Genomic DNA, 24,133 nt, shown 5'->3' on the forward strand with positions numbered 1-24,133 from the left:
CAAGATTTATTCTTTTCTTGTTTAGATCTAATTAATTGAGCAATTTCCTGCGCAACAATTATCGATGCCTCGGTAGAGTTCCTGAAGATTTCATTGTGGATTTTCTCAAATCGTGTCTCTTCAAACTTACCAGCACTCTTATAGCTAATGTCAGGTTTAATTTCTATAGCACTTTTCATTTTATATTTTTTTATACTATTTATTATAAAGACATGCGTGTTTAAAAAAGGCATAAGTAATTTTCACTACTTATGCCCTTTACACTCTTTTTTAAAAATTTGTTTTTGTTTTGATTAGAATTTATTAACTCCTGTATCCCACCAAAGTTTAGTTCCTCCATTATCAGCACCACCAAGTTCTTGAACTCCTTGTGCATATCCTGCTGGATTAGAATTTTTCTCTTGAACTGGGAAGTTTAATCTCCTTACGAAAGTTCCATCTGGAATTTTACCCGAAGAAAAGTTATTTGTAGGTAAAAATAATTTAGGGTAACCTGTTCTTCTAGTTTCAGCCCATCCCTCTTGACCATCAGGGAAACCTGCAATCCATTTTTGAGTAATAATTTTTTGAAGCTTAACTTCGTTAGATGCAGCATCAGACCATTTAACAGTAACAAGATTTTGAGCAACAATATTATTAGCTGCATTTAAAGGGTCTACAAAGTTTTCTGGCAATAATACATCATTATTAATGTAGCTAGTTGCAATACCTGCACCGTTCTGTGCGAAAGATAAACTAATACCATCCTCATAGAAAGATTGAGCAGTACCACCTCCCATATCCCATCCTTTTATAGCTCCTTCAGCTTTTAAGAAACTAGCTTCAGCAGCAGTAAACCAAGGAATTTGCCCACTACTTAGTACTATATCACCAATTCTGGAAAACTGTTTTTCTTTTGCAGTTTTATAATCATCATTAACAAGAGATCCCATTCTGATTCCTTGATAAGTTCCAGTTGCTGTCTTTGTAAAATAACGACCTCTTCTTGGATCATCATACCCATTCATCATAGAAGTAAGGGCCGCTCCAGCTTTAATATCTTTCCATTCGTCAGAATATGTTTTAACTGGATGATCTGCTAAATAAAATACGTTCTCAGCGTTTGAATTAATAGTACCAAATCCTTTAACAGCTCCTTCTGCTTCTGCTTTCGCCTTTGCTGGGTCAATATTCGAAATTCTCATCGCCAAACGAAGACGTAATGAATTGGCAAATTTAATCCAATTTACAACTACTCCTTTTGCAGTTGTTCCGTCTGTTCCATCTTTTGCATCTACGAAAAAGGTACTTTTTACATCAGCAGTTGCAAAAGGCGTCAAAATATCCACAGCCGTTTTTAACTCTGTAAAAAACTGGTCATAAACTGCTTTTTGAGAATCATAAGGTACTGTCGCAGCCTCTGATCCAAAAGCTGAATAAACTATTGGTCCATGATAATCCGTTACTTTATGCATTGCATAGACTTTTAAGATCAAAGCCCATGCATAATACTTAGGTCCTTTTTCCTTAACCAATCGCTCTACCTTAAGTGCATTAACCATTTCTCTTCTATAGGCATTCTCCCATTCTGCACTATTCCATCCGTCAAGAAGAACATAAGTAGAATTGTTGTTATTACCCTCAAAAGCAGTAGGAGTTGCCATATATCCAGAAAAAATATCTGCATTTAGATTAAACTGTATCTGACCTCTCCAGTCATCTTCGACCAAAATATACATGGCTCTTTGCATCGCTCTAAGAGGTGCCTTTACATTATTAAAGTCTTGTTCTAAATCTTTATCTGAAAGAGCAGTATCATTAGAATTGACATCGTCAAAATTACTTGTACAGCCTCCAAAAGAAAAAGCCAGGACTGCACCTAAAATTAATAATTTATTTTTCATTTGTAAAATTTTATTGTTGATTAAATTATTTTCATCAATTTATGATTAAGCGTATTAGGCCTCATTAACTATTTCATTTCCATCTTCAGCCCAAACAGTTAAAACATCATAAATCAAAAGGTTTTATCCTTTATAAGAAAACATTCTTAGAATGTTAAATTCAAGTTCACACCAATACTTCTAGTAGATGGAGCACCAAAAATATCAATACCTTGCAATCCTTCACCAGTACTTAAAGTTACGTTTGGATCAAACGGAGCATCTTTGTAAAAGAAAAATAAGTTTTTCCCAACAAGAGAAAGATTCACCGTTTTAAAAATAGTTTCTTTACTAAAATCAAAAGTATATCCAAAAGAAAGTTCTCCTAATCTTACATTTGTAGCTTTGTACATATACTCTCCAGTAGCTCCACTTCTATCTCCTACAACACCATAATATGTTTCAGTATCATACAATCCAGTATATTTAGTACCATCCGCATTTACAGCATTTATAGCAACTCCACCTGCAGCTCTGGCATCTCCTGATTTTTTAGAAACACCATAACTATCCAACATAGCTTCTGTTAAGCTCATTACGTTTCCGCCAAATCTTCCATCGATAAGTACATTTAAGAAAAACTTCTCATATTTAAATGTATTAGAGAATCCTAACATAAAATCAGGATTTGAAGTTCCCATTTGTACCCAGTCTGTTTTTTGGATCTTTCCTTTATCATCAAGTAGAATTTGTCCTTGATCATTTTTTACAATATTTTTTCCTTCGATAATACCAAATGGTTTTCCTTCAATTAAACGGTATCTATAACTATTTGGATCTCCATTTGTTAAAAGAACTCCAGTATCTTTAAATTCTTCACCCAAAGATTTTACTAAGTTTTTGTTTGAAGCATAATTAAGAGCTATATCCCAAGAAAATTTATCGGTAACAATTGCTTTTGCAGATACAGTAATCTCAAAACCTTTATTTTCGATACTACCTGCATTAAAAGCATAATTAGTATAACCGAAAGGATTTGTTAATGGAGCTGGTATAGTTACTAACTGATTTTTTGTCTCATTTTGATAATACGTAAAATCAAGTCCAAATTTATTATTAACAAATCTCCACTCTGTACCAATCTCAAATGAGTTTTGTTTTTCAGGTTTCAAAGAAGTCCCTGGTCTTGGACCTGTTACTGGGCTAATCACACCTCCAAAAGAAAGACTATTTTCAGGCGAAGTTAAATAAGGAGTAATATCATTACCTACCTGAGCAAACGATGCTCTTACTTTTCCGTAGCTTATTGCTTCTGGCAACTTAACCATCTGGCTTACAATAGCAGTAACACCTACAGATGGATAAAAGAATCCTAAACTTTCAGTATTTACCAATGTAGATGACCAGTCATTTCTTCCTGTAACATCTAAGAAAAGCATATCCTTATAACCAAAAGTAGCGCTACCAAATACAGATTGCACTTCTTTTTCTGCCCCAATAGTTTGACTGTTTCCTGAAGTTGCAACAAAGTTATTGATGTTAAACCAGTTTGCATTTATCAATCCTTTTACACCCGAGTCATTAGTTACTGTATTATTAACTGTTGATTTAGTAATACTTGCTCCTAAAATTGCATTAAAACTAAAATCACTACTAAATTTTGTATTTACCGTACCAATAAAATCTCCGTATAATTGAGAACTTTCACTGTTTGATAAAATATATCTACCAGTAGTTGCAGCTAAAGTTGTATTAGTTCCTGCATAAACTTTCTTATCATATTTACTGTACATTTTATTGTAACCTCCTCTGGTTTTAAAACTTAACCACTCATTAGCCTTGTAAGATAATGCGATAGAACCAATAAAAGATTGGTTAATATCAGTCGTTACGTTTCTATTCTGAATCCAATATGGATTTTGAATAATATCTGTAGTAGCACTAGCCCAATTTTGAGTATTTAAATTTCTGATAGGATCAAATACCTCAATGTTTTCTTTATAATAATTAAAATCATTCCCTCTTGGAAACAAGTACACCCCAGTAAGAGGATTATAATACAAAGCATTCGTTGGCTTGTTAGTAATTTTTTGATCTGCAAAAGAGAAAGCAGCATCTACATTTACTCTATCTTCAAACAATTTTACACTTTGGCGAATACCAATATTATTTTTCTTCAATTCATTTGTTGGCATAACACCAGCAATGTTAGTATTTGCATAAGTAAGACTTGTAGTAGCTTTTTCACTTCCGCTATTAATTCCAACAGAGTTTATAAAAGTCATCCCTGTATTGAAAAAATTATCTACATGCTCAGGAGACTCTTTAGCAGCTCCCCAAGTTTTTGCACTTTCGGCAACAGATCCATAAGATGTTTGAAATTTAGGTAGCGATATCACATTGTCTACAAAAAGACTTGAAGTATAATTTGCAGTTACAGTTCCAACTTTACCTCTTTTAGTAGTTACAAGAATAACTCCATTTGCTCCCTGACTACCGTATAAAGCAGCTGCAGAAGCTCCTTTTAGTACCGTCATAGACTCGATATCCTCAGGATTCATCATAGACACAGCATCTCCACCATCTCTGTTACCACCCGCTTTATCTCCAAAAACATCATTTCCTTGCGCAGTAGAAGAGTTCAATAATGGAATTCCATCAACAACATACAATGGTTGGTTGTTTGAGATTGATGAATTACCACGGATAGTTACTTTAACAGAACCTCCAGAACCAGAAGCACTTCTACCCACAACTAAACCAGATACTTTTCCTGATAAACTATTAATAAGATTCGCATCTTTTACACGAGTCATTTCTTCACCCTTTACCTCTTGTGCGGCATAAGTTAAAGACTTCTTAGCCTTCTTGATACCTAATGAGGTTACAACAACTTCATTCAATGCATTCGAAGCAGCGTTCTTTAACTTTACGTTAACAGTGGCAGCGTCACCTACAACAACATTTTGCGTTTCCAATCCTACATAGCTAAAAACTAAAGTTTGCCCTTTTTGAACCTCAATAGAAAATACACCATCAAAATCGGTAACTGTACCTTTTTGTCCTCCTTGAACTGCAACTGAAGCTCCTGGCAACGGCAATCCATCAGAATCTGTAATCACACCTTTGACATTTTTTACCTGAGCAAGCGAAACCTGCACCGTAAAAGCAATCATAAAGATTAAGAAAATTTTTTTCATGTTTATAAAATTTTTGTTAGTTATGGGATAAAATTATTCTTAAAGAATTGTTAAAAAAAATATTTTATACCAACAACAAAAAACTATAAACAAACGACATCAAACAATCTATAATATGCTAAACGAAAACGTTTTCTACATACAAATTATTCAATATTTTAAGTTTTAAGCTAAACTTAAACCAATAATATAAACTTTTTAACAAATTATCACACATTTAAAAACAAAACCAAGCAAACAAGCCAGTATATCTAGGAAACAATCAATTATGCATTTTACGAAAACGTTGTCTAGACTAAATATTTCATGTTTTAAGATATTTTTCAAATTTTTATTCAAAAAAATTGTGTTTTCATTAACTAATTGATTAAAGTTGCAAAATAATATTTTACTAATTATTTAACACAACCAAAACCAACTACTAATTGAATAGAATCAGTAAAATGAAATTCGATATTAAACTTCAAAATCATCTTTGGTTTTGGGGAGTCTATTTTATATTGAATTTCTTAAGATGGGGAGCTTACTTCAATAACTATCAATATTCATTTAAATCAAATCTTATTGAATTCTCATTACATATACCATTAGTATATTTTAATCTATTTGTTTTAGTACCACGGTACGTTTTAAAATCTAAATACATCACCTATACTTTTAGTCTTATAGCGAGTCTATTTGTAATTTATTTAGTAAAAACCGCACTTACCTATTACTTAATATCCCAAAACATTTGGCCAGAGGCAAATCGCGAATACAAACCTTTCGAGATAAATCATATCGTTGCTGTATGTATTGGTGAATTATATGTATTAGCAATGGCATCATCTGTTTACCTGACACTTACATGGTTACGAGAAAGGGAAAGAAACCGATCCTTGAGAGAAAATCAGTTTAAGATTAAATTAAAATATCTTGAAAATCAGATACAACCTCATTTTTTCTTTAACACCCTAAATAATCTATATGCATTATCACTGGAATCTTCAGACAAAGTTCCAGATGTGATTATCAAACTTTCCAAATTAATGGAATATGTTTTATATGACATAAAAGGAACAAAATCTGTTAAATTAATTCAGGAAATAGACTATATTCATAACTATATTGAGATAGAAAAACTACGATTTCAAAATGTAGAAGTTAGTATTAATTTAGAGTCAGATATAGACGATGTCGAGGTACCGCCTTTAATCTTCATCTCCTTAATAGAAAACGCCTTTAAACATGGCGGACTTAATAACCCAAATTTAAAAATAAAAGTAAACTGCAAAATCATTGATAACAAAACACTCGATTTTGAAGTATTAAATAATTTTGTACATTCACAGAATTTTAAGACAAAAAGAGGAATTGGCTTAGTCAATACCCAAAAGAGATTAAAACTAATTTATAAGAATAATTACAATTTAGAATATAAAACTAAATTTAATTACTACATAATTCGCTTGCAAATACCTATTAATAATGAAAATTAAATGCGTATTGATTGATGATGAACCATTAGCAATCAAAGTTCTACAAAACTACTTTACAAATTTTACCGATTTTGAAATTACCGGTACATTTGTTAATGCGCTAGAAGCACTGGACTTTATAAACAACAACAGTGTAGATGCCGTTTTCCTGGACATTAACATGCCCATGATGACTGGTTTTGAACTCATTAGTTTAATAGAAAACAAAACCAAAGTTATCATTACTACCGCTTTTAGAGAATTTGCAGCCGAAAGTTATGATCTTGAAGTTTTAGATTATTTAGTAAAACCTATCCCCCTTCCTCGATTTATAAAATGTATCAATAAAATTACGACAGAGTTCAATTTAAAGAACAATATCAAAGTCGAAAATCATCGTGTCGAGCCTCATCTTTTTATCAAAGTAGATAAGAAAATGATCAAGATAAATATTGATGAAATTTTATTTGTAGAAGGAATGAAAGAATACATCAAGGTAGTAACCCTTGATAAAACGTACATCACCCACAAGTCATTAACCGCATTATCAGACGAGTTGCCGGCCGATAGATTTATGCGTATTCACAAATCTTACTTAATTGCAGTGAATAAAGTCAAATCTATTGAAGGAAATCGCATACAAATCCAATCTTTCACTTTACCAATAGGTAGGAATTATAGCAAAGATGTAAAAAGTAAAATACTAGAATAACCTCCTCAAAATCATCGATTTTACCTCTCCAAAAAATAACACTTTGTTGAATAAATCATACCGTTGGTATAAATTTAACATTATTTGTTCTGTTTTATTTTTTTTTAAACGAGTTTACAAATATATTTACGCTCATCAAAAAACAAATAAAAACAAATAAAATTAACCTTATAACATTATGAGTTCAGAAAATGTACAAACAAAATGGGGACAATTTATCTCCTTGATAATAGTTTTCTTTTTTTGGGGCTTTGTTGGATCTGCCAATGATATCCTAATTCCAGTATTCAAAAAAGTTTTCACTTTATCTCAAGTACAATCACAATTAGTTGCTTGGGCATTTTATGCAGCTTACTTCGTAGGATCTATGATTTTCTTCTTAGTATCTTTAAAAATGGATGTACTGCAAAAATTTGGATACAAAAAAACACTTTCTGCTGGTTTAATTCTTTCTGCTGTAGGTTCGTTTCTATTTGTTCCCGCTGCAACTATGGAAAGCTTTCCTTTCTTCTTAACCGCTTTATTTACTGTAGGTTTAGGATTTTCGATTCAACAAATTGTAGCCAATCCTTTAGCTATTAAAATGGGAAGCCCACAAACAGGAGCTCACCGTTTAACTTTAGCAGGAGGTATCAACTCTTTCGGAACAACAATTGGAGCTATTTTATTAGGGATCGCTTTGTTCGGAATGGGAGATAATAAAAATACTTCTCTTTCATTAGAAGACATCAAACTACCTTTCATCATTCTTGGTCTTGCTTTTATTGTAGTAGCCATTTTCATGAATTTCTCTAAAATTGAAGATCCTGCAAAAGAAGAGGAAGAAGTAGTTAAAGTAGCACACGAAAAATTCAATATTTCAGACTACCCACAACTATATTTGGGAATGTTAGGAATCTTTATATACGTAGGAACAGAAGTAACAATTATTAGTAATTTACCAGCTTTACTACATACTGCCGAGTTTGGTAACATTTTAGAAGATGCTATTGCCCCATTTATCGCTCTTTATTGGGGAAGTTTAATGATCGGACGTTGGAATGGTGGAGTAAACGTTTTCAACACTTCTACGTTAGTAAATACAGCCTTAAAATTCATTGTTCCAGCTATCGCCTTTGGAGTAATTATTGGAGCTAATATTTTTGCTGCACATGACGTTTCTTCATTCTACATTTACCCAATCTGGATTTTGTTATTCATAGCAGTAAGTTTTGTAGGTGGTAAAAATGCTGGGAAAACTTTAATGCTTTTCGGAATTTCAGGTTTATTAATGATGGTTGCCGGATTAATTTGTCCAGATCCATCAATTGCTAAATTCTTCTTTATCTCTGGAGGTTTATTCTTATCTATCATGTGGCCATCTATATTTGATTTAGCTATTGCTGGTTTAGGAAAAAATACAGGAAAAGCATCTTCATTCTTAATCATGATGATTCTTGGAGGAGGAGTAATTCCTTTGATTCAAGGAAGTATTTGCGATATCGACCTTACTAGCCCAGAAGGAATATTTGGTATTACATGGACACACTTTTCTTATATCGTTCCGCTACTTGGTTTTGCATATTTAGGATTCTACGGTTATTATTGTCCTAAAATACTAAAGAGACAAGGAATTAATCATACTCAAAGCGGAGGAGGAGGTCATTAAAAACCCACCGTATTAAAATAGAAAAAGTCCCATTGCAAAATGGGACTTTTTTATGCTTTACAACTTTCCATTAGGAATTAGATTTAACCACAAAGTCCGCAAAACTTAACAATCAAGCTTTGCGGACTTTGTGGTTTTCAGCTTTGCACCCTTTACGGTTAATTTATCTGCCATCGATTTAAATCTTTGCGTCCATTGCGATTAAATAGCATACCTCATGATAATATAATCATTTAGCATTAAGGATATTCTCCAAATTCTTTTTAAAAATCACCTTATTCTTTTCAGAAATAGTATACACCACATCTTTATTAGCATGCACTATAATTTGCTTTATATCCAGATCCAAAAGCTTTCTCGGTTCTTTTAACTTCAAGGTACAAGCACCATCAAAATAACCATCATCTTCAATAATTTTTTGAGTTTTAACAATACTTCCATCACCAAATACTGCCGAAATTGTCATCGAATTATTTAATGTTGTAGTATAAAAACCATCCATAACCAACATAACGCGGTAGCTATTTTTCATCTCAGCACCTTTAAACTCATGTCGTACAATTGTATAACGCAATCCTTTATCAAGAACCTGAAAGCTTTTTGAACAATCCAGTTCAAATGTTGCTACGTCACCGGCATCATTAATTCCTTTTATCACTTTGGCTTGCGCAGTAACCGACAATCCAACTATTGTAAACGCAAATGCAATTAGTAGCTTTTTCATATGTAGATAGTTAATTTTGAGATACATAAAAATATAAAAAAAACGCCATGTTTTTGACAAACATGGCGTTTTAAAATAAATTTTAAGAAAAATTACTTATTTCCTTTTTCAAAATCAGCTACAAACTGTGCTAATCCGATATCTGTTAATGGGTGTTTTAATAAACCATAAATTGCAGAAAGAGGTCCAGTCATAACATCAGCACCAATTTTTGCACAGTTTACAATATGCATAGTATGACGTACAGAAGCAGCTAAGATTTCAGTTTCATAACCATAGTTATCATAAATCAATCTAATCTCTTCTATAAGCGCTAAACCATCTGTAGAAACATCATCCAAACGACCAATAAAAGGAGAAACATAAGTTGCTCCAGCTTTAGCAGCCAATAAAGCTTGTCCAGCAGAGAATACTAAAGTTACGTTTGTTTTAATTCCTTTATCCGAGAAATATTTCGCAGCCATAACACCTTCTTTCGTCATTGGCAATTTAACTACGATTTGCTCGTGTAAATCAGCCAATTCTTCACCTTCTTTAATCATTCCGTCATAATCCAAAGCATTAACTTCGGCACTAACATCACCTTCAACAAGATTACAAATATCAACGTAATGTTTCAAAATGTTGTTTTTTCCAGTAATTCCTTCTTTTGCCATCAATGATGGATTAGTAGTAACCCCGTCTAAAACACCTAAAGCTTGTGCTTCTTTAATTTGAGCTAAATTAGCTGTGTCAATAAAAAATTTCATATGTATTATATTTAATTGTGTTCCTAAATAGGGCGTGTTCGCCGCGGCGAACGGGTTTTACATTACAATCTTTTATTTTTTAAAGAAAAAAATAAAAGGATTTCCATTTCATCCCCTCACGCAAAATGAAAAATCGCTGCAAAATTACAACTTATAATGATTCATTAACATCTTTTCATAAACTTTATCAGGAAGAATACGTTTCAAAACAATTGAGAATTTCTGCATAAAAGCCCCAACTTTATAATGTCCTTTAGGCTCTTTAGTTTGCATAATTTTATAAATAGCTTCAGCCATTTCATTAGGATTTCCACCCGCATCTACATGCTCATTCATCGTTTCAAGCGTACGTCCATACACAGTCTCGTAAGCCGAACCCTTTATTACAGGTGCATGATAACGCCCTGCAGCAATATTAGTAGCAAAATCACCTGGTGCAACATTGGTAATATTAATTCCAAAAGACTTAACCTCCATACGCAAAGCTTCCGTAATTAACTCCAAAGCTCCTTTCGAAGCCGAATATACACTTCGATAAGGCAACCCCATATAACCAGCAATAGAAGTAATATTAATGATCAAACCTGACTTCTGCTCACGCATTTGTGGCAAAACAGCTTTCATTACCTCGATTGGACCAAAAAAGTTAGTTTCAAAATTATTCTTGATTTCCTCCGTCGGAATTTCTTCCAGAGGACCAGTAATCCCTACACCAGCATTATTAATAACAACATCAAGACGCCCTGTAGTTTTTATAATTTTAGCAACAGCAGCCTTAATCGACTCTACATCACGAACATCTAAAGCAACTAAAGGAAAAACAGAATTTAAAACCTTCTCAGGAGTTCTACTAGTTCCATACACTACAAATCCTTTGTTATGCAAAAATTCTCCAATAGATTTTCCAATCCCTGAGGATCCTCCGGTAATTAAAATAACTTTACTCATGATTTAGGTTAGATGTTAAATGTTATAGTTAAAAGTAAGTGCCTATGCCTAAAATACGATGTTAAAGAAAACTTCTAACATCCCACATATGACTTCTAACTTCAGACAGGTCCAAAAATAAAAAAATCCTCCCGAAGGAAGACTACTTTTAAATTTATTCTAAAAAAAAATCCCGAAACATCGGGAGATTAAAAAAAGGCAAGCGACCTACATCGCATCGCTCAACCACTTACCCTTGCTATGTTCCCATCCTGGGGGAGTCTGCAGGAGCAGATCGTGTAGGACTTGCCGGTGCAAATATACAATCTTTTTATATTTTTGCAAGAGCTTTGTGCCTATAAAAATAACATTGTATATTGGCTACTTCAAATTTTAGACTATGAAAAAACATAACTTCTTAACTTTCATTTTATTAGGAATCACACTAGTTGGTTGTAAAGAGACAAAAAAAGATGAAAATTCTATATTTTCTTTTGATGATTCTAATTTTCCTGCCCATTTTTTAACAAATCAGTCTGTTTCTTTGGGTATTTCAAACCCAAATTCGAAACAAATCGACAGCATTGTGTACTTTGTTAACGATACAAAAGTTGGTGCAGTAAAAGGTTTAAACAAATTAAATTTTGAATTAAAAGATCAAAAACTAGGATACCAAAAACTAAAAGCATTGGTTTATTACGACGGAGAAAATGCTGAAGCAACCTCAAGAATTGAATTAGTTTCGGATATTCAACCTAAATTATTGAAATATAAAATCGTAAACACATATCCTCACGACACCAAAGCTTTTACAGAAGGCTTAGAGTTTTTCAGAGATACTCTTTATGAAAGCACAGGACAAAAAGGAGATTCGTACTTTAGAAAATACGATTACAAAACTGGTAAAGTATATAAAGAAATTACACTTGATAACAAATACTTCGGAGAAGGAATTACTATTATCAACAACAAACTATACCAATTATCCTGGCAAGAAAAAACAGGTTTTATATATGACATCAATACATTAAAACTTGAAAAAACTTTTACCTACGATAAAGAAATCGAAGGTTGGGGAATGACAAATGACGGAAAATACATTTATCAAGGTGATGGAACCGAAAAGATTTGGAAAATGGATCCTGAAACTCAAAAAATGATTGATTATATCAATGTATATTCAGGAAGTTCAAAAATCAAAGCTATAAACGAATTAGAATTAATCAACGGGAAATTCTATGTAAACGTATTCCAAAAAGATGCAATTGCAGTAGTAAACCAAACAACTGGTGCAGTCGAAGGAATCCTAAACATGTCAGGATTACGCAAGCAACTAGCTCCTAGCATAACAATCGATGATGTTTTAAACGGAATTGCTTACAACCCAAAGACAAAAACAATATTTGTAACAGGTAAAAACTGGGACAAAATGTTTGAAATAACCGTTTCTGAATAATATATAAAGACAATATTCGAATTCTTATCCCGAAGCTTCGGGACCAAATTCTAATATTTCAACACGAATTTCACAAATTTTCACGAATCGATTGGTGTTAATTTGTGACACGAGACCGTAGGGCGAACTGACGAAGTAAATTTGTGTTTTATTTCAATACTATAAAAACAATCAGTATCCTTTTTAAAACTAAATTTATACAATGATTACTTTAATTACAAACATAAAAGAGCTTATACAGGTTCGGGAAACTCCAATTTCTAAAGTTTCCGGAGCCGAAATGGCAATACTTCCAACCATCAAAAATGCTTATTTAGTTATAAAAGACAATCTAATTGCAGGATTTGGTTCAATGGAAAACATTCCTGAAATAAAAGCCGATTCAACTATTGATGCAACTGGAAAAATGATTCTTCCCTCTTGGTGCGACAGCCATACACATATTGTATATGCTGGCAACAGAGAACAAGAATTTGTAGATAGAATAAATGGACTTTCTTACGAGGAAATCGCTAATCGCGGTGGTGGAATTCTAAATTCTGCAAAAAAGCTTAACGAAACCTCCGAAGAAGAAATATACAACCAATCCAAAGCCAGACTTGAAGAAGTTATGCGTTTAGGAACTGGAGCTGTCGAAATAAAATCAGGTTATGGACTTACTGTAGACGGCGAATTAAAAATGCTAAGAGTCATAAAAAAACTTGCCGAAAATTACCCAGTAACTATAAAAGCAACTTTTCTTGGCGCACATGCATTCCCTTTAGAATTTAAAGAAAACAAAAAAGGATACATCGATGAGATTATCCGCAAAATGCTGCCAGAAATTGCCAAAAACAAGCTAGCAGATTACGTAGATGTATTTTGTGAAACGGGTTACTTCTCTGTCGAAGAAACAGAACAAATTATGGAAGCAGGTATCCAAAACGGATTAATACCAAAAATCCATGTCAACCAGTTTAATTCTATAGGCGGTATACAAGCAAGCATTAAATACAAAGCCCTTTCTGTGGATCATCTCGAAATAATGAACCCAGAAGACATTCAAGCATTAAAAAACACCGAAACGATGCCTGTAGCTCTGCCATCGTGTTCTTATTTTCTGAGTATTCCATATACACCAGCAAGAGAAATAATAAAAGCAGGATTGCCAATTGCATTAGCTACAGATTACAACCCAGGCTCTACCCCATCCGGAAACATGAATTTTGTCGTTGCAACAGCATGCATCAAGATGAAAATGACTCCCGAAGAAGCAATTAATGCAGCTACAATAAATGGAGCTTATGCAATGGGAGTTTCAGATACCCATGGTACTATTACAGTAGGTAAAAAAGCTAACTTTATACTAACTAAACCTATTACCTCCTATTACCAATTGCCCTATGCTTTTGGTACTAATTTAATAGAAAGCGTTTTTATCGAAGGTGAAATTTTCGAATAATAAAATCGAAAACAGAAAAAAAAACACAAACTCTTATTTTAAAAGACTCTAAAATAGCTACTTAAATTAGGTAATCCCTAAATAAGTTACTATCTTCATCTTTTTAAAATAAGAGTTTTTTTTTCATGAATACATTAGGCCTCATTTTAGATTTATGCAAATTTAGTTTGAAACAAAAAGGTTTCAATACTAGCATAAACTGGGTTCCTAACACAAACGTTCCTATAACGTTTACAAATTCATTTAAACAAAAAATCTTCCCGAATTATTAAGCACCCGCGAGTGTGCTTAGTACATCCTATAAACTTTATTTTTTACAATCCCATTTCCAATACATTTTTGGATAATGCTACTCGCTATATAAAGTTTTATTTATATCCATAAATTTTAGGATCAAGGCTATTTTATACTATTTAAATAATTTTTAAAAAAAATAAGATCATGGCTAAGGTTAACAACATGAAAGCACCTTCAAAAGATTTAAAGGCGAAGAAACAAGAAAAAGCATTAAAAAAACTAGAAGATAGTCAGAATAAAAAACGAAAATCCAGATAAATAAACCTAAAGAAAAAGGGCAGCAAAACTAAGTTTTACTGCCCTTTTAATATTATTAAGTACTTTTTTATCTTAAAGTAAAGCTTGTTTTAGAAACCAACTCGTCATTATCAAAAACATTGATAAAGTAAGTTCCTTTTTCAAAGTTTTTACCAGGTAAATCTTCAGAAACATTTACTGATTTGTTTTCGTACTGAACTTTTGTAACAAAGCTATAAACTAACGATTTATCTCCAAAAGATTCTGTTTTTTTATCTCCTAAAACATTGTTTTTACTATCGATAACTTGTACATAATACGTTTTATCTCCAGATTTAGCAATTTGATTTTCAGCAATTGTAAAACTAATTTTTAATACATCAGCTCTACTAGCTTTATCAGTTTCAATTTGTTTTCCTGAGCTTCTTAATTTGTAAGCTGCAGTTTTTGTATTAAGGATAGATAATTTCGACCCTTTTTCAACAGTTTTAGCCAATTCTTCATTTTGACCAACTAATACTTCGTTGAATTTTTTAGATTCTCCTAAAACAACAATTGTGCTATCACGTTGAACTGTTAACACCCCATTTTGTTTTTTCAACTCATCATTTTCTGCAACTAAAACTTTCATTTTACCTTGCATAGCCTGAACCTGAGATCTGAATTTAGACACATCTCCTTTAGATTTATTCAAATCATCCATTAAAGTAACTACTTTGTCTCTTTCCTGAATTAACTCATCAGACATAGATGTATTCTCAGCAATTGCAGCATCATAAGTTGCTTTTAATTCCTGTAAATCCTTCATTACAGACTCTTTTTCTGTTAATGTAGTAGTAAGTTCAGTTTTCACAACATCAGAATCAGATGTCATTTTAAATATATACACTAAACTACCTACTAATAAAATTGCTAAAACTGCTATTACCGCTTTTAGACTTGAGTTGTTGTTCTTTTGATTTTCCATATTTAAATAATTTTTGTAAACAAATTTAATAATTAATATAAGCTAATAACGTAAGTTGCTACAAATATATTATTTTTGGAAAATATATTTTTTTTATGGAAAAACTAATCCCTTTTACTATTAACGACTTAGCTAAAGTTACAAATCACAGAAGTGGCGAAATAAAATTTGGCGAAAAAATGATAATAGTTCCCAAAGGTGCTGACACAATTGATTTTCTTAAAAATTGTGAAGCTAAGTATGTCCTTTTAGGAATTCCAGAAGACATTGGAATACGTGCCAACTACGGAAGACCTGGGGCTGCGTCTGCTTGGGATAGTGCCATAAAGAGTATTGCAAACATCCAACACAACCGTTTTTGCAAAGGAAATCACATTGTAGTTTTAGGTCAAATTGATGTAAAACAAGAGATGAAAGAAGTAGAACATCTTGACTTTAACGACATCGACGACCGATCAAAACTTAGCCAGTTGGTAGAGCGTGTAGACAAAGAAGTTTCGCATATTATATTTAACGTTATCAAAGCAGGAAAAATCCCAATTATCATAGGCGGAGGTCATAATAATGCTTACGGAAATATAAAAGGAACAGCACTTGCTCATGGAAAACCTATAAATGCAGTAAACTTTGATGCGCATTCAGATTTCAGAATTCTGGAAGGAAGACATAGCGGAAATGGTTTTTCATACGCTTACGAAGAAGGTTTCTTAAAAAAATACTTCATATTTGGATTACACGAAAATTACACCTCCAAAAGTGTACTCGATATTATTAAAAAAATTGAAGACAGAGTGCGTTACAATACGTACGACAGCGTAAAAATTAGAAAAGAAAAAGATTTTAATGCCGAAATGCAATTTGCTTTAGATTTTGTTAAAACAGATATCTTCGGAATCGAAATCGATTTGGATGCTATTCCAAATATTGCAAGTAGCGCTATGACCTTAAGTGGATTTTCGATTGAAGAACTACGCCAGTTTGTATCTTATTTTGGACAACATAAAAATGCTGCTTATTTGCATATTTGCGAAGGTGCTCCAGATTTAGGCGAAGAAAAAAACAATCATTTAATTGGAAAATTGATAGGCTATTTAGTTACCGATTTTATAAAATCTAACTTTGAAAAAATCGAAATAAAAAGCTCAATAACTAAATAAACGCATATTCAAATAAACGATTAAGCGAATAAACCTATCTTTGCACAGAATTTTAGTACTTAAAACTAAATTCTTAATACCGAAAATATGTTATTCGAAGACTTATCACTTTCTAAAAGTATACAAAAAGCCGTATTTGAAGAAGGCTATACAAACCCTACTCCTATCCAAGAACAATCTATTCCGATTGTACTAGCTGGAAGAGATTTAATTGGGTGTGCCCAAACAGGTACTGGAAAAACTGGAGCATTTGCTATTCCTATCATACATCAATTACACAGAATTGTAGGTTCATCTAAAAAAGCCAAAGTAATCCGTGCACTTATAGTTACACCTACAAGAGAATTAGCGGTACAAATTGGGCAAAGTTTTGAAACTTATGCAAAATATACCAACTTAACTCAACTTACAATATTTGGTGGAGTATCACAAAATCCGCAAGTAGATACCCTTAAAAAAGGTGTAGATATTCTTGTGGCAACACCAGGAAGATTACTTGACTTACAAAAACAAGGATTTATAGATTTAGATCATTTACATGTTTTAGTATTAGATGAAGCAGATCAAATGCTGGATATGGGTTTTATAAACGATGTAAAAAAGATTGTAAAACTTACTCCAAAAAACAGACAAACCTTATTGTTCTCGGCTACAATGCCAATTGCAATTCGTGAACTAGCTGAAATGTTCTTGCAAGACCCAGCAAAAGTCGAAGTTTCGCCTGTATCATCTACAGCCGAAAATGTAGAACAACGTGTTTATTTTGTTGAAAAAACAGAAAAAAGAAACCTTTTATATCATTTGATAAAAAATGAAGACTTATCAAATGTTTTGGTTTTCTCAAGAACAAAACATGGAGCTGATAATGTTGTAAAAGCACTTAGAAAAAACAATATCGCTGCCGAAGCAATTCACGGTGATAAATCTCAAAACGCAAGACAACGTGTTCTTGATGCCTTTAAGAACAAAGAAGTTGGAGTTCTTGTAGCTACAGATATTGCTGCACGTGGTATTGATATTGATCAATTGCCATTTGTTATTAATTTTGATTTACCAAATATTCCAGAAACGTATGTACACCGAATCGGTAGAACGGGACGTGCTGGAAACGGAGGAATTGCAATTTCTTTTTGTAGTAAAGACGAACATGGATATTGGAAAGATATACAAAAACTAATAAAAGTTGATGTAAAAACGATAAGTGATCATCCGTACCAATGGCATGCAGGAAGCCCTGAAGCGGCAGCGGCAGCAAAGCCTAAAAATTCAAACCGAAGTGGCGGAGCGCACAAATCAAGAAAATCAGACGCATCTAAGCAAAACAAAAAACGTTGGTATTAATCTTATCGCGTAAACATACAGAGTTAAACCCGAACTCATAATTATCAGTAATTAGCGAAATTCGTGTTTAAAATCAATCAGATTCAAACGTTGGTACTATAGCCAACGTTTTCTGTTTCTACAATAAGGCAATTTATAATTTTGAATAATTTTACAGATTCAAAAGGCTTTATTATAATATCATTTATCCCTGCAGAAATAGCTTCATCGGTAATCTCATCTTTATCAAAAGCAGTTAATGCCACAATAGGCGTTTTTATGCCTTTTAAGCGTATTTTTCTAGTTGTTTCAAATCCATTCATCATTGGCATATTAATATCCATTAAAACAACGTCAAAAGATTCCGTATCTAATATCTCCAAAGCTGCAAACCCATCATCAACAACAGTACAGCTATAATTATTTTTTTCGATAATCTTTTTAGTCACAAGCTGGTTTATTCGATTATCCTCAACAACCAAAACTCTGAACACTTGATTAGAGGTTAGATCAACCTGAATTTCATTAATTATACTTTTTGTTTTCTCTGGATCATATTCAAAAGCTATAGTAAATGTAAATGTAGTTCCTTCCCCAACATTACTTTCTAACGAGATTGAACTACCAAACAATCCTAATAATCGTTTTACAATAGTCAACCCTAAACCAGTTCCTTGATAATCTTGTTCATTACGACCAACCTGAACAAATTTCTCAAAAATCTTATCCTGATCAACAACGGCAATTCCCATTCCGGTATCTTTTACCTGAAACTCTATAAAATGTGCCTTTCCTGCAACTTTAACTAGATTTGCAATAATAAATACTTCTCCTTTTTTAGTAAATTTTAAAGCATTACTTACCAAATTCATTAATATCTGAGCAAGCCTTAATTTATCACCAATTAAATACTCAGGAATATCCGAATCGATAATTACAGTAATATGATTATTGTTTTTTTGTGATAAAAAAGACAATGAGTTCTTAATCATATTAATCTCATCAGATATATTAAAAGTCAAACTTTCCAGAACAACTTTATTTTCTTCAATTTTATTAATTTGCAAAATATCGTTAACCAGAGACAATAAATATCTAGCCGAGAATTTTAAAGAACTTAAATGTGGGCTTCTGGCTAATTCCTTATGTTCCTCCAGCAGCATATTAGTTATCCCTACAACACCATACAGTGGCGTTCGTAATTCGTGACTTATTGTAGATATAAATTGAGTTTTAAGAACCGAAGCCTCTTCAGCCTGTTCCTTAGCTTTTATTAATTCCTCATTTGTAAACAATAACTGTGCATTAGTTCTCTTTTTAAAAACAACATTTTTATATAATGTAACTATCAGAATAAGAAAAATACAAGAGGTTAAAACAAATAACAAAACGATAATCCTGGACTTCCTTAAATCCTGATACTGAACACCTTTTTCAATTTCAATTTTACCAATTTGTCTTTTATACTCATCCAATTCTAGATTAAAACCAGCCTTTTCAGCACTTTTTAATTTACGCTCATTATAAAGGTTTTCTTTAACCGCATTGTGCTTAATAATATTTTGATAAGCTTGTTTATGATCCCCAATTTTATTCAAAAACTTAGAATATTCAAGATAAGAATACAATAAATCAGATTTTTCCATTCCTGCTTGCCCCTCTTTAATTGCCCGAATAAAATATGCTGCAGCTTTAGCTTTATCTTCGATATGAGAATAATACATTCCGTTAAGCAAATTAAACGCTACAATTGTAGATTCGTTAAGATGATTGCTATGATGTTCATTTATATATTTAAAATAAGGCAAGGCCAATGAAAACTCACCAATATCAAAATACGCCCAGGTAATATTTAAGTTAATCAAATAAACAAGCGAGCTATCTTTCTCTTTCTTACTGTAATCAAGGGATTTTTTATAATACTCTATTCCTTTTTCATATTGCTTTTTTTCAAAACAATACATATTACCTAAGTTATTGTTTATTCTGTTTTTTAAGATGTTATTGGTAGTTTTATTGGCAAAGGATAATGCCTTTTTATAGTAGAATATTGCTTTGTCAAATTCCGAAAACTCGTTATAATTTGCAGCAATGATATTATATGAAACAGCTATTAGGTTATTATTTTTAGCTATTAATGCTTGTTGTAAAACTATTCTGGAAACAATTAATGATTTTTCAAAATCAGATTCTTTTAGATATTTTAGTGCCTTATCAGCTGTTCTTGTGATATCTTGTTCTGTTGGCAACTCTGTCTTAGCAATTACAGGCTTCACAACGCAAATCATCAAAAATAGCGATAAAATAATCCGAATATTAAACATAAATTAACTATAGTTTCATCAAATATACATTTAAAAACAAAAAAGGAGTTGTATTTTATAAATAAAATACAACTCCTTATAATATATTTTGAATAAAAAAGAATACAAGCTACTCTTACAAATAGTACTCTTTTTAAACTATCTCACTATTAAGAATTTCTCTCTTAACTATTAGAATCTACTGCATCAAAATTAATCTCTTTGTCAGCTTCCCATTTTCCTACTACCGATGTAGCAAGTGCATTACCTAATACGTTTGTAGCACTACGGAACATATCACAAAAATGGTCAATTGGCAAGATTATAGCAATACCCTCAATAGGAATGTCAAACATACCACAGGTTGCAGCAACAACAACCAAACTGGCTCTTGGCACACCTGCAATACCTTTACTAGTTAACATTAAAACCAAAAGCATTACCATTTGAGTTCCTATATCTAAATGTACACCATAGAACTGTGCTATAAAAATACTTGCAAAAGTCATGTACATCATACTACCATCCAGATTAAAAGAATAACCTAATGGCAACATAAATGATACAATTTTATCTTTTACACCAAATTCTTCCAGCTCTTCTGTTAATTTAGGAAACACAGCCTCACTACTTGTTGTTCCAAAAGCAATAGCAACAGGTCCCATAATACGTCTTAACAATTCAGTCATTCTTCCTTTAAGGAAAATATAACCTACAACAATTAAAACAACCCATAAAGTACTAATCCCTATTAAAAACGAACCGAAAAATTTAAAATATGTGATTAATAATTCTTCAGCATCTCTTACAGCAAATACACCTGCAATGGCTCCGAAAACCCCAATTGGAGCGAAGTTCATTACATAGTTTACCATTTTAAGAACAATGTGCGACATTTTATCCAGCGCATTAATAACTGGTTTTACAGTAGTTCCTAATGAAGCTGCTGCTAATCCGAAGAAAATTGAGAATATTACAATTTGTAAAATCTCATTTGTAGCCATTGCTTCAAAAATACTCTTAGGTACAATATGTGCAATAAAATTCTCAAACGACAACGATTGCGTTTTCCCTGTTACCTCAGTTGCAGCCGACATATCTACGTGGTCTAATTTTAAACCCACTCCTGGTTGCAAAATATTTATATAGAACAAACCAATCAATAATGATATAAAAGAGGCTGTAAAAAACCAAGCCAATGCTTTTCCTCCAATTCTACCTACTGTTTTTATATCTCCCAATTTAGCAATACCAACTACCAAAGTGGTAAATACTAAAGGTGAAATAATCATTTGAACCAAACGAATAAAGATAGTAGCTAACATCTTTATCTTATTACTAAACTCTACTGCCGCATCATGCGAAATATAATTATGCAATATAATCCCCAGTGTTGCACCAAGAAACATTGCAATAAGAATTTGCCCAGTTAAGCCTCTGAAAAAAGATGTTTTTTTGATTTCTGTATTATTGTTCATCAAGTGTTTTTTGTATTATTAATTAAATATAAGACGCTCGCCTGTCTTACGTATCTCTCTAATATGTTTTATTTATCAAATGGAAATCTGCAAGAACTATTGCAGCCATAGCTTCTACAATTGGTACAGCACGAGGAACAACACATGGATCATGGCGTCCTTTACCAGTCATAGGAGTAATATTTCCTTTGTTATCTAATGAATCCTGTGTTTGCATAATTGTTGCAACAGGTTTAAAGGCAACTCTAAAATAGATATCCATTCCGTTACTAATTCCACCCTGGATCCCTCCCGAAAGATTTGTCTTAGTAGTTCCGTCAGGATTATATAAATCGTTATGCTCGCTTCCTTTCATTTCAGAACCCGAAAAACCACTTCCATATTCAAAACCTTTTACAGCATTGATAGAAAGCATTGCTTTTCCTAATTCGGCATGTAATTTATCAAAAACAGGCTCACCTAAACCTACAGGCACGTTTTGAATCACGCAAGACACAACCCCACCTACAGTATCACCTTGTTTTCTTATATCTCTAATATATTCTTCCATAGTCGCTGCAGCAGCTTCATCCGGACAACGCACAGGATTACTTTCTGTTTTAGAAAAATCTAATTCCTGATAAGGAGTATTTAAATGAATTGGTCCTACAGACGAAACGTAGGCATTGATTTTAATAGTAGGTAACATTTGTTTCGCAATCGCTCCAGCAACAACTCTACTGGCAGTTTCGCGGGCAGAGCTACGACCTCCCCCACGGTAATCACGAAAACCGTATTTTTTATCATAAACATAGTCAGCATGACTAGGTCTGTAATTATCTTTTATATGAGAATAATCGTCTGATTTTTGATTTGTATTCGGAATAATAAAACCAATTGGAGTACCAGTGGTTTTTCCTTCAAAAACTCCAGATAAAAATTGTACATCATCTGGCTCCTTCCGTTGGGTTACTATTGCAGATTGCCCAGGTTTTCTTCTTGACATCTCAAACTGTATTGCTTCTAGATCTAATGTTATTCCTGATGGACAACCATCAATAATTCCGCCTAAAGCTTCCCCATGCGATTCTCCAAATGTTGTAATTTTAAATAGTGTTCCGTAGCTATTTCCCGCCATTGTAATTAGTTTTGAGCAAATGTAAGTTTTATGAATTAAATTAAAAAATTTTAAATTGGTATTATTATCTAAAGGTTAATTTGCATTATCATCACGATTTCTTAAAATTGAAGAACAATTGATAACTATTTATTAAAAACAAATCGGCAGCAGATTCTTTAAATTTGTTAAACACCAAATCAAAACCAATTGAAAAAAAGAAATGTTGAAGTTGTAGTAATATCAGATGTTCATTTAGGAACTTACGGAAGCCATGCCAAAGAACTAAGCAACTACCTATCAAGCATTAAACCAAAAATTTTAGTATTAAATGGCGACATAATTGATGCATGGCAATTTAGGAGATCTTACTTTCCAAAATCCCATTTAAAGGTAATTCAGAAAATTATCGGCTTTGCTTCCAAAGGAACTAAAGTGTATTATGTAACAGGTAATCACGATGAAATCCTAAGAAAATTCAGCGAAATGACTATGGGAAGTTTTGCCTTAGTCGATAAATTAATCTTAGAATTAGATGATAAAAAAGCCTGGATTTTTCACGGAGACGTATTTGATGCCTCTGTACAACACTCTAAATGGATTGCAAAACTAGGCGGAATAGGTTATGATTACCTAATTTTAACCAATCGATTCATAAACTGGTGCTTATCTAAGATTGACAGAGAACCTTATTCTTTTTCTAAAAAAATTAAAGCCAGCGTAAAAAAAGCTGTTAAACATATATCCGATTTTGAAACAACTGCAACAGATTTAGCCATCGAAAAAAAATACGATTACGTAATTTGTGGACACATTCATGAACCAAAAATTGAAAGAAAAGAAAACAAAAACGGATCAACACTTTATCTAAATTCTGGAGATTGGATAGAAAACTTAACCGCATTAGAATACCATAAAAAGCGATGGAAATTATTTCATTATTCTCAAATGAATTTCTCTGAAGAAGAAAACCTTTTCGAAATGGAAGATAGTTTAAGTAGCCAATTAATGACCTCACGCTTTATCCCTAAATAATTTCATCCTGATTTGCATCAAGTATGATTCAGCAAAGCAAAAATGTGAATTATGAAACATTTAATAT

The 24,133-nt window shown here is 32.4% G+C and carries 17 protein-coding genes and 1 other RNA gene; 8 read left to right on the forward strand and 10 right to left on the reverse strand.

The annotated features are described in order from the left end of the window. Window positions 1-293: 293 nt before the first annotated feature. Together B8T70_RS03235 and B8T70_RS03240 are read right to left on the reverse strand one after the other, a co-directional pair. A complete protein-coding gene (locus tag B8T70_RS03235) occupies window positions 294-1,883 on the reverse strand; it encodes a RagB/SusD family nutrient uptake outer membrane protein (protein ID WP_086893905.1) in 1,590 nt (529 codons plus the stop codon). A gap of 146 nt (window positions 1,884-2,029) precedes the next feature. Next, complete coding sequence (locus B8T70_RS03240; RefSeq protein ID WP_086893906.1) at window positions 2,030-5,062, reverse strand: SusC/RagA family TonB-linked outer membrane protein; 3,033 nt, start codon at window positions 5,060-5,062, stop codon at window positions 2,030-2,032. 443 nt (window positions 5,063-5,505) lie between these two features. On the opposite strand from B8T70_RS03240, the gene B8T70_RS03245 reads away from it, so the two are divergent. The 3 genes from B8T70_RS03245 to B8T70_RS03255 all read left to right on the forward strand — a co-directional run bounded on the left by B8T70_RS03245 (window position 5,506) and on the right by B8T70_RS03255 (window position 8,879). Next, window positions 5,506-6,540, forward strand: coding sequence for a sensor histidine kinase (locus B8T70_RS03245; RefSeq protein ID WP_240474703.1), 1,035 nt, complete (start codon window positions 5,506-5,508; stop codon window positions 6,538-6,540). After that, window positions 6,530-7,231, forward strand: a complete 702-nt coding sequence (locus tag B8T70_RS03250) for a LytTR family DNA-binding domain-containing protein (protein ID WP_039112758.1) — start codon at window positions 6,530-6,532, stop codon at window positions 7,229-7,231. Before B8T70_RS03245 ends, B8T70_RS03250 begins: the two co-directional genes overlap by 11 nt. Window positions 7,232-7,409: 178 nt before the next feature. Then, the gene (locus tag B8T70_RS03255) at window positions 7,410-8,879 is read left to right on the forward strand and encodes an MFS transporter (protein WP_086893907.1); all 1,470 of its coding nucleotides are present in this window, start codon (window positions 7,410-7,412) and stop codon (window positions 8,877-8,879) included. Window positions 8,880-9,108: 229 nt separating this feature from the next. Here B8T70_RS03255 and B8T70_RS03260 read toward each other — a convergent pair whose 3' ends face one another. From B8T70_RS03260 to ffs, 4 genes are all read right to left on the reverse strand, one after another. Then, complete coding sequence (locus B8T70_RS03260; protein WP_086893908.1) at window positions 9,109-9,603, reverse strand: hypothetical protein; 495 nt, start codon at window positions 9,601-9,603, stop codon at window positions 9,109-9,111. 92 nt (window positions 9,604-9,695) lie between these two features. Beyond that, window positions 9,696-10,352, reverse strand: coding sequence for a fructose-6-phosphate aldolase (gene fsa, locus B8T70_RS03265; protein WP_039112761.1), 657 nt, complete (start codon window positions 10,350-10,352; stop codon window positions 9,696-9,698). A 144-nt stretch (window positions 10,353-10,496) separates the two neighbouring features. Continuing rightward, window positions 10,497-11,300 carry an SDR family oxidoreductase gene (locus tag B8T70_RS03270; protein ID WP_086893909.1) on the reverse strand — a complete coding sequence of 268 codons (804 nt, stop codon included), beginning with the start codon at window positions 11,298-11,300 and terminating at the stop codon, window positions 10,497-10,499. A 193-nt stretch (window positions 11,301-11,493) separates the two neighbouring features. After that, window positions 11,494-11,591: signal recognition particle sRNA small type (gene ffs / locus B8T70_RS03275), an RNA gene on the reverse strand. A gap of 88 nt (window positions 11,592-11,679) precedes the next feature. Between ffs and B8T70_RS03280 the strand changes: the two genes are divergently transcribed. Beyond that, window positions 11,680-12,735, forward strand: a complete 1,056-nt coding sequence (locus B8T70_RS03280; protein WP_039112763.1) for a glutaminyl-peptide cyclotransferase — start codon at window positions 11,680-11,682, stop codon at window positions 12,733-12,735. A gap of 202 nt (window positions 12,736-12,937) precedes the next feature. Next, window positions 12,938-14,176, forward strand: coding sequence for an imidazolonepropionase (gene hutI, locus B8T70_RS03285; RefSeq protein ID WP_086893910.1), 1,239 nt, complete (start codon window positions 12,938-12,940; stop codon window positions 14,174-14,176). Between the two features lie 622 nt (window positions 14,177-14,798). Here hutI and B8T70_RS03290 read toward each other — a convergent pair. Then, window positions 14,799-15,677 carry a hypothetical protein gene (locus B8T70_RS03290; RefSeq protein ID WP_039112765.1) on the reverse strand — a complete coding sequence of 293 codons (879 nt, stop codon included), beginning with the start codon at window positions 15,675-15,677 and terminating at the stop codon, window positions 14,799-14,801. 95 nt (window positions 15,678-15,772) lie between these two features. On the opposite strand from B8T70_RS03290, the gene B8T70_RS03295 reads away from it, so the two are divergent. Together B8T70_RS03295 and B8T70_RS03300 are read left to right on the forward strand one after the other, a co-directional pair. Then, entirely contained in the window at window positions 15,773-16,834 is a 1,062-nt protein-coding gene (locus B8T70_RS03295; RefSeq protein WP_086893911.1) for a formimidoylglutamase, read from the forward strand. Between the two features lie 87 nt (window positions 16,835-16,921). Further along, window positions 16,922-18,175, forward strand: a complete 1,254-nt coding sequence (locus B8T70_RS03300; protein WP_039112767.1) for a DEAD/DEAH box helicase — start codon at window positions 16,922-16,924, stop codon at window positions 18,173-18,175. Between the two features lie 83 nt (window positions 18,176-18,258). On the opposite strand, the gene B8T70_RS03305 is transcribed toward B8T70_RS03300, so the two are convergent. The 3 genes from B8T70_RS03305 to aroC form a co-directional block, all read right to left on the reverse strand. Further along, a complete protein-coding gene (locus B8T70_RS03305; RefSeq protein WP_086893912.1) occupies window positions 18,259-20,478 on the reverse strand; it encodes a response regulator in 2,220 nt (739 codons plus the stop codon). 164 nt (window positions 20,479-20,642) lie between these two features. Then, window positions 20,643-21,935, reverse strand: a complete 1,293-nt coding sequence (locus B8T70_RS03310; protein ID WP_039112769.1) for a dicarboxylate/amino acid:cation symporter — start codon at window positions 21,933-21,935, stop codon at window positions 20,643-20,645. Window positions 21,936-21,993: 58 nt separating this feature from the next. Further along, window positions 21,994-23,052, reverse strand: coding sequence for a chorismate synthase (gene aroC / locus B8T70_RS03315; RefSeq protein ID WP_039112770.1), 1,059 nt, complete (start codon window positions 23,050-23,052; stop codon window positions 21,994-21,996). Window positions 23,053-23,241: 189 nt separating this feature from the next. Here aroC and B8T70_RS03320 point away from each other — a divergent pair, with 189 nt between their 5' ends. After that, window positions 23,242-24,066, forward strand: coding sequence for a UDP-2,3-diacylglucosamine diphosphatase (locus tag B8T70_RS03320; protein WP_039112771.1), 825 nt, complete (start codon window positions 23,242-23,244; stop codon window positions 24,064-24,066). Window positions 24,067-24,133 lie beyond the last annotated feature (67 nt).

It is taken from the genome of Flavobacterium sp. AJR (assembly GCF_002156885.1).
Lineage (GTDB): Bacteria > Bacteroidota > Bacteroidia > Flavobacteriales > Flavobacteriaceae > Flavobacterium.

Bases quoted from the DNA above. Each gene is read 5' to 3' on its own strand.
- B8T70_RS03280 (WP_039112763.1), top strand. From the start codon at position 11,680: ATGAAAAAACATAACTTCTTAACTTTCATTTTATTAGGAATCACACTA.
- B8T70_RS03235 (WP_086893905.1), bottom strand. From the start codon at position 1,883: ATGAAAAATAAATTATTAATTTTAGGTGCAGTCCTGGCTTTTTCTTTT.
- B8T70_RS03295 (WP_086893911.1), top strand. From the start codon at position 15,773: ATGGAAAAACTAATCCCTTTTACTATTAACGACTTAGCTAAAGTTACA.
- B8T70_RS03270 (WP_086893909.1), bottom strand. From the start codon at position 11,300: ATGAGTAAAGTTATTTTAATTACCGGAGGATCCTCAGGGATTGGAAAA.
- B8T70_RS03290 (WP_039112765.1), bottom strand. From the start codon at position 15,677: ATGGAAAATCAAAAGAACAACAACTCAAGTCTAAAAGCGGTAATAGCA.
- B8T70_RS03310 (WP_039112769.1), bottom strand. From the start codon at position 21,935: ATGAACAATAATACAGAAATCAAAAAAACATCTTTTTTCAGAGGCTTA.
- hutI (WP_086893910.1), top strand. From the start codon at position 12,938: ATGATTACTTTAATTACAAACATAAAAGAGCTTATACAGGTTCGGGAA.
- fsa (WP_039112761.1), bottom strand. From the start codon at position 10,352: ATGAAATTTTTTATTGACACAGCTAATTTAGCTCAAATTAAAGAAGCA.
- B8T70_RS03240 (WP_086893906.1), bottom strand. From the start codon at position 5,062: ATGAAAAAAATTTTCTTAATCTTTATGATTGCTTTTACGGTGCAGGTT.
- B8T70_RS03250 (WP_039112758.1), top strand. From the start codon at position 6,530: ATGAAAATTAAATGCGTATTGATTGATGATGAACCATTAGCAATCAAA.
- B8T70_RS03255 (WP_086893907.1), top strand. From the start codon at position 7,410: ATGAGTTCAGAAAATGTACAAACAAAATGGGGACAATTTATCTCCTTG.
- aroC (WP_039112770.1), bottom strand. From the start codon at position 23,052: ATGGCGGGAAATAGCTACGGAACACTATTTAAAATTACAACATTTGGA.
- B8T70_RS03300 (WP_039112767.1), top strand. From the start codon at position 16,922: ATGTTATTCGAAGACTTATCACTTTCTAAAAGTATACAAAAAGCCGTA.
- B8T70_RS03245 (WP_240474703.1), top strand. From the start codon at position 5,506: ATGAAATTCGATATTAAACTTCAAAATCATCTTTGGTTTTGGGGAGTC.
- B8T70_RS03260 (WP_086893908.1), bottom strand. From the start codon at position 9,603: ATGAAAAAGCTACTAATTGCATTTGCGTTTACAATAGTTGGATTGTCG.
- B8T70_RS03305 (WP_086893912.1), bottom strand. From the start codon at position 20,478: ATGTTTAATATTCGGATTATTTTATCGCTATTTTTGATGATTTGCGTT.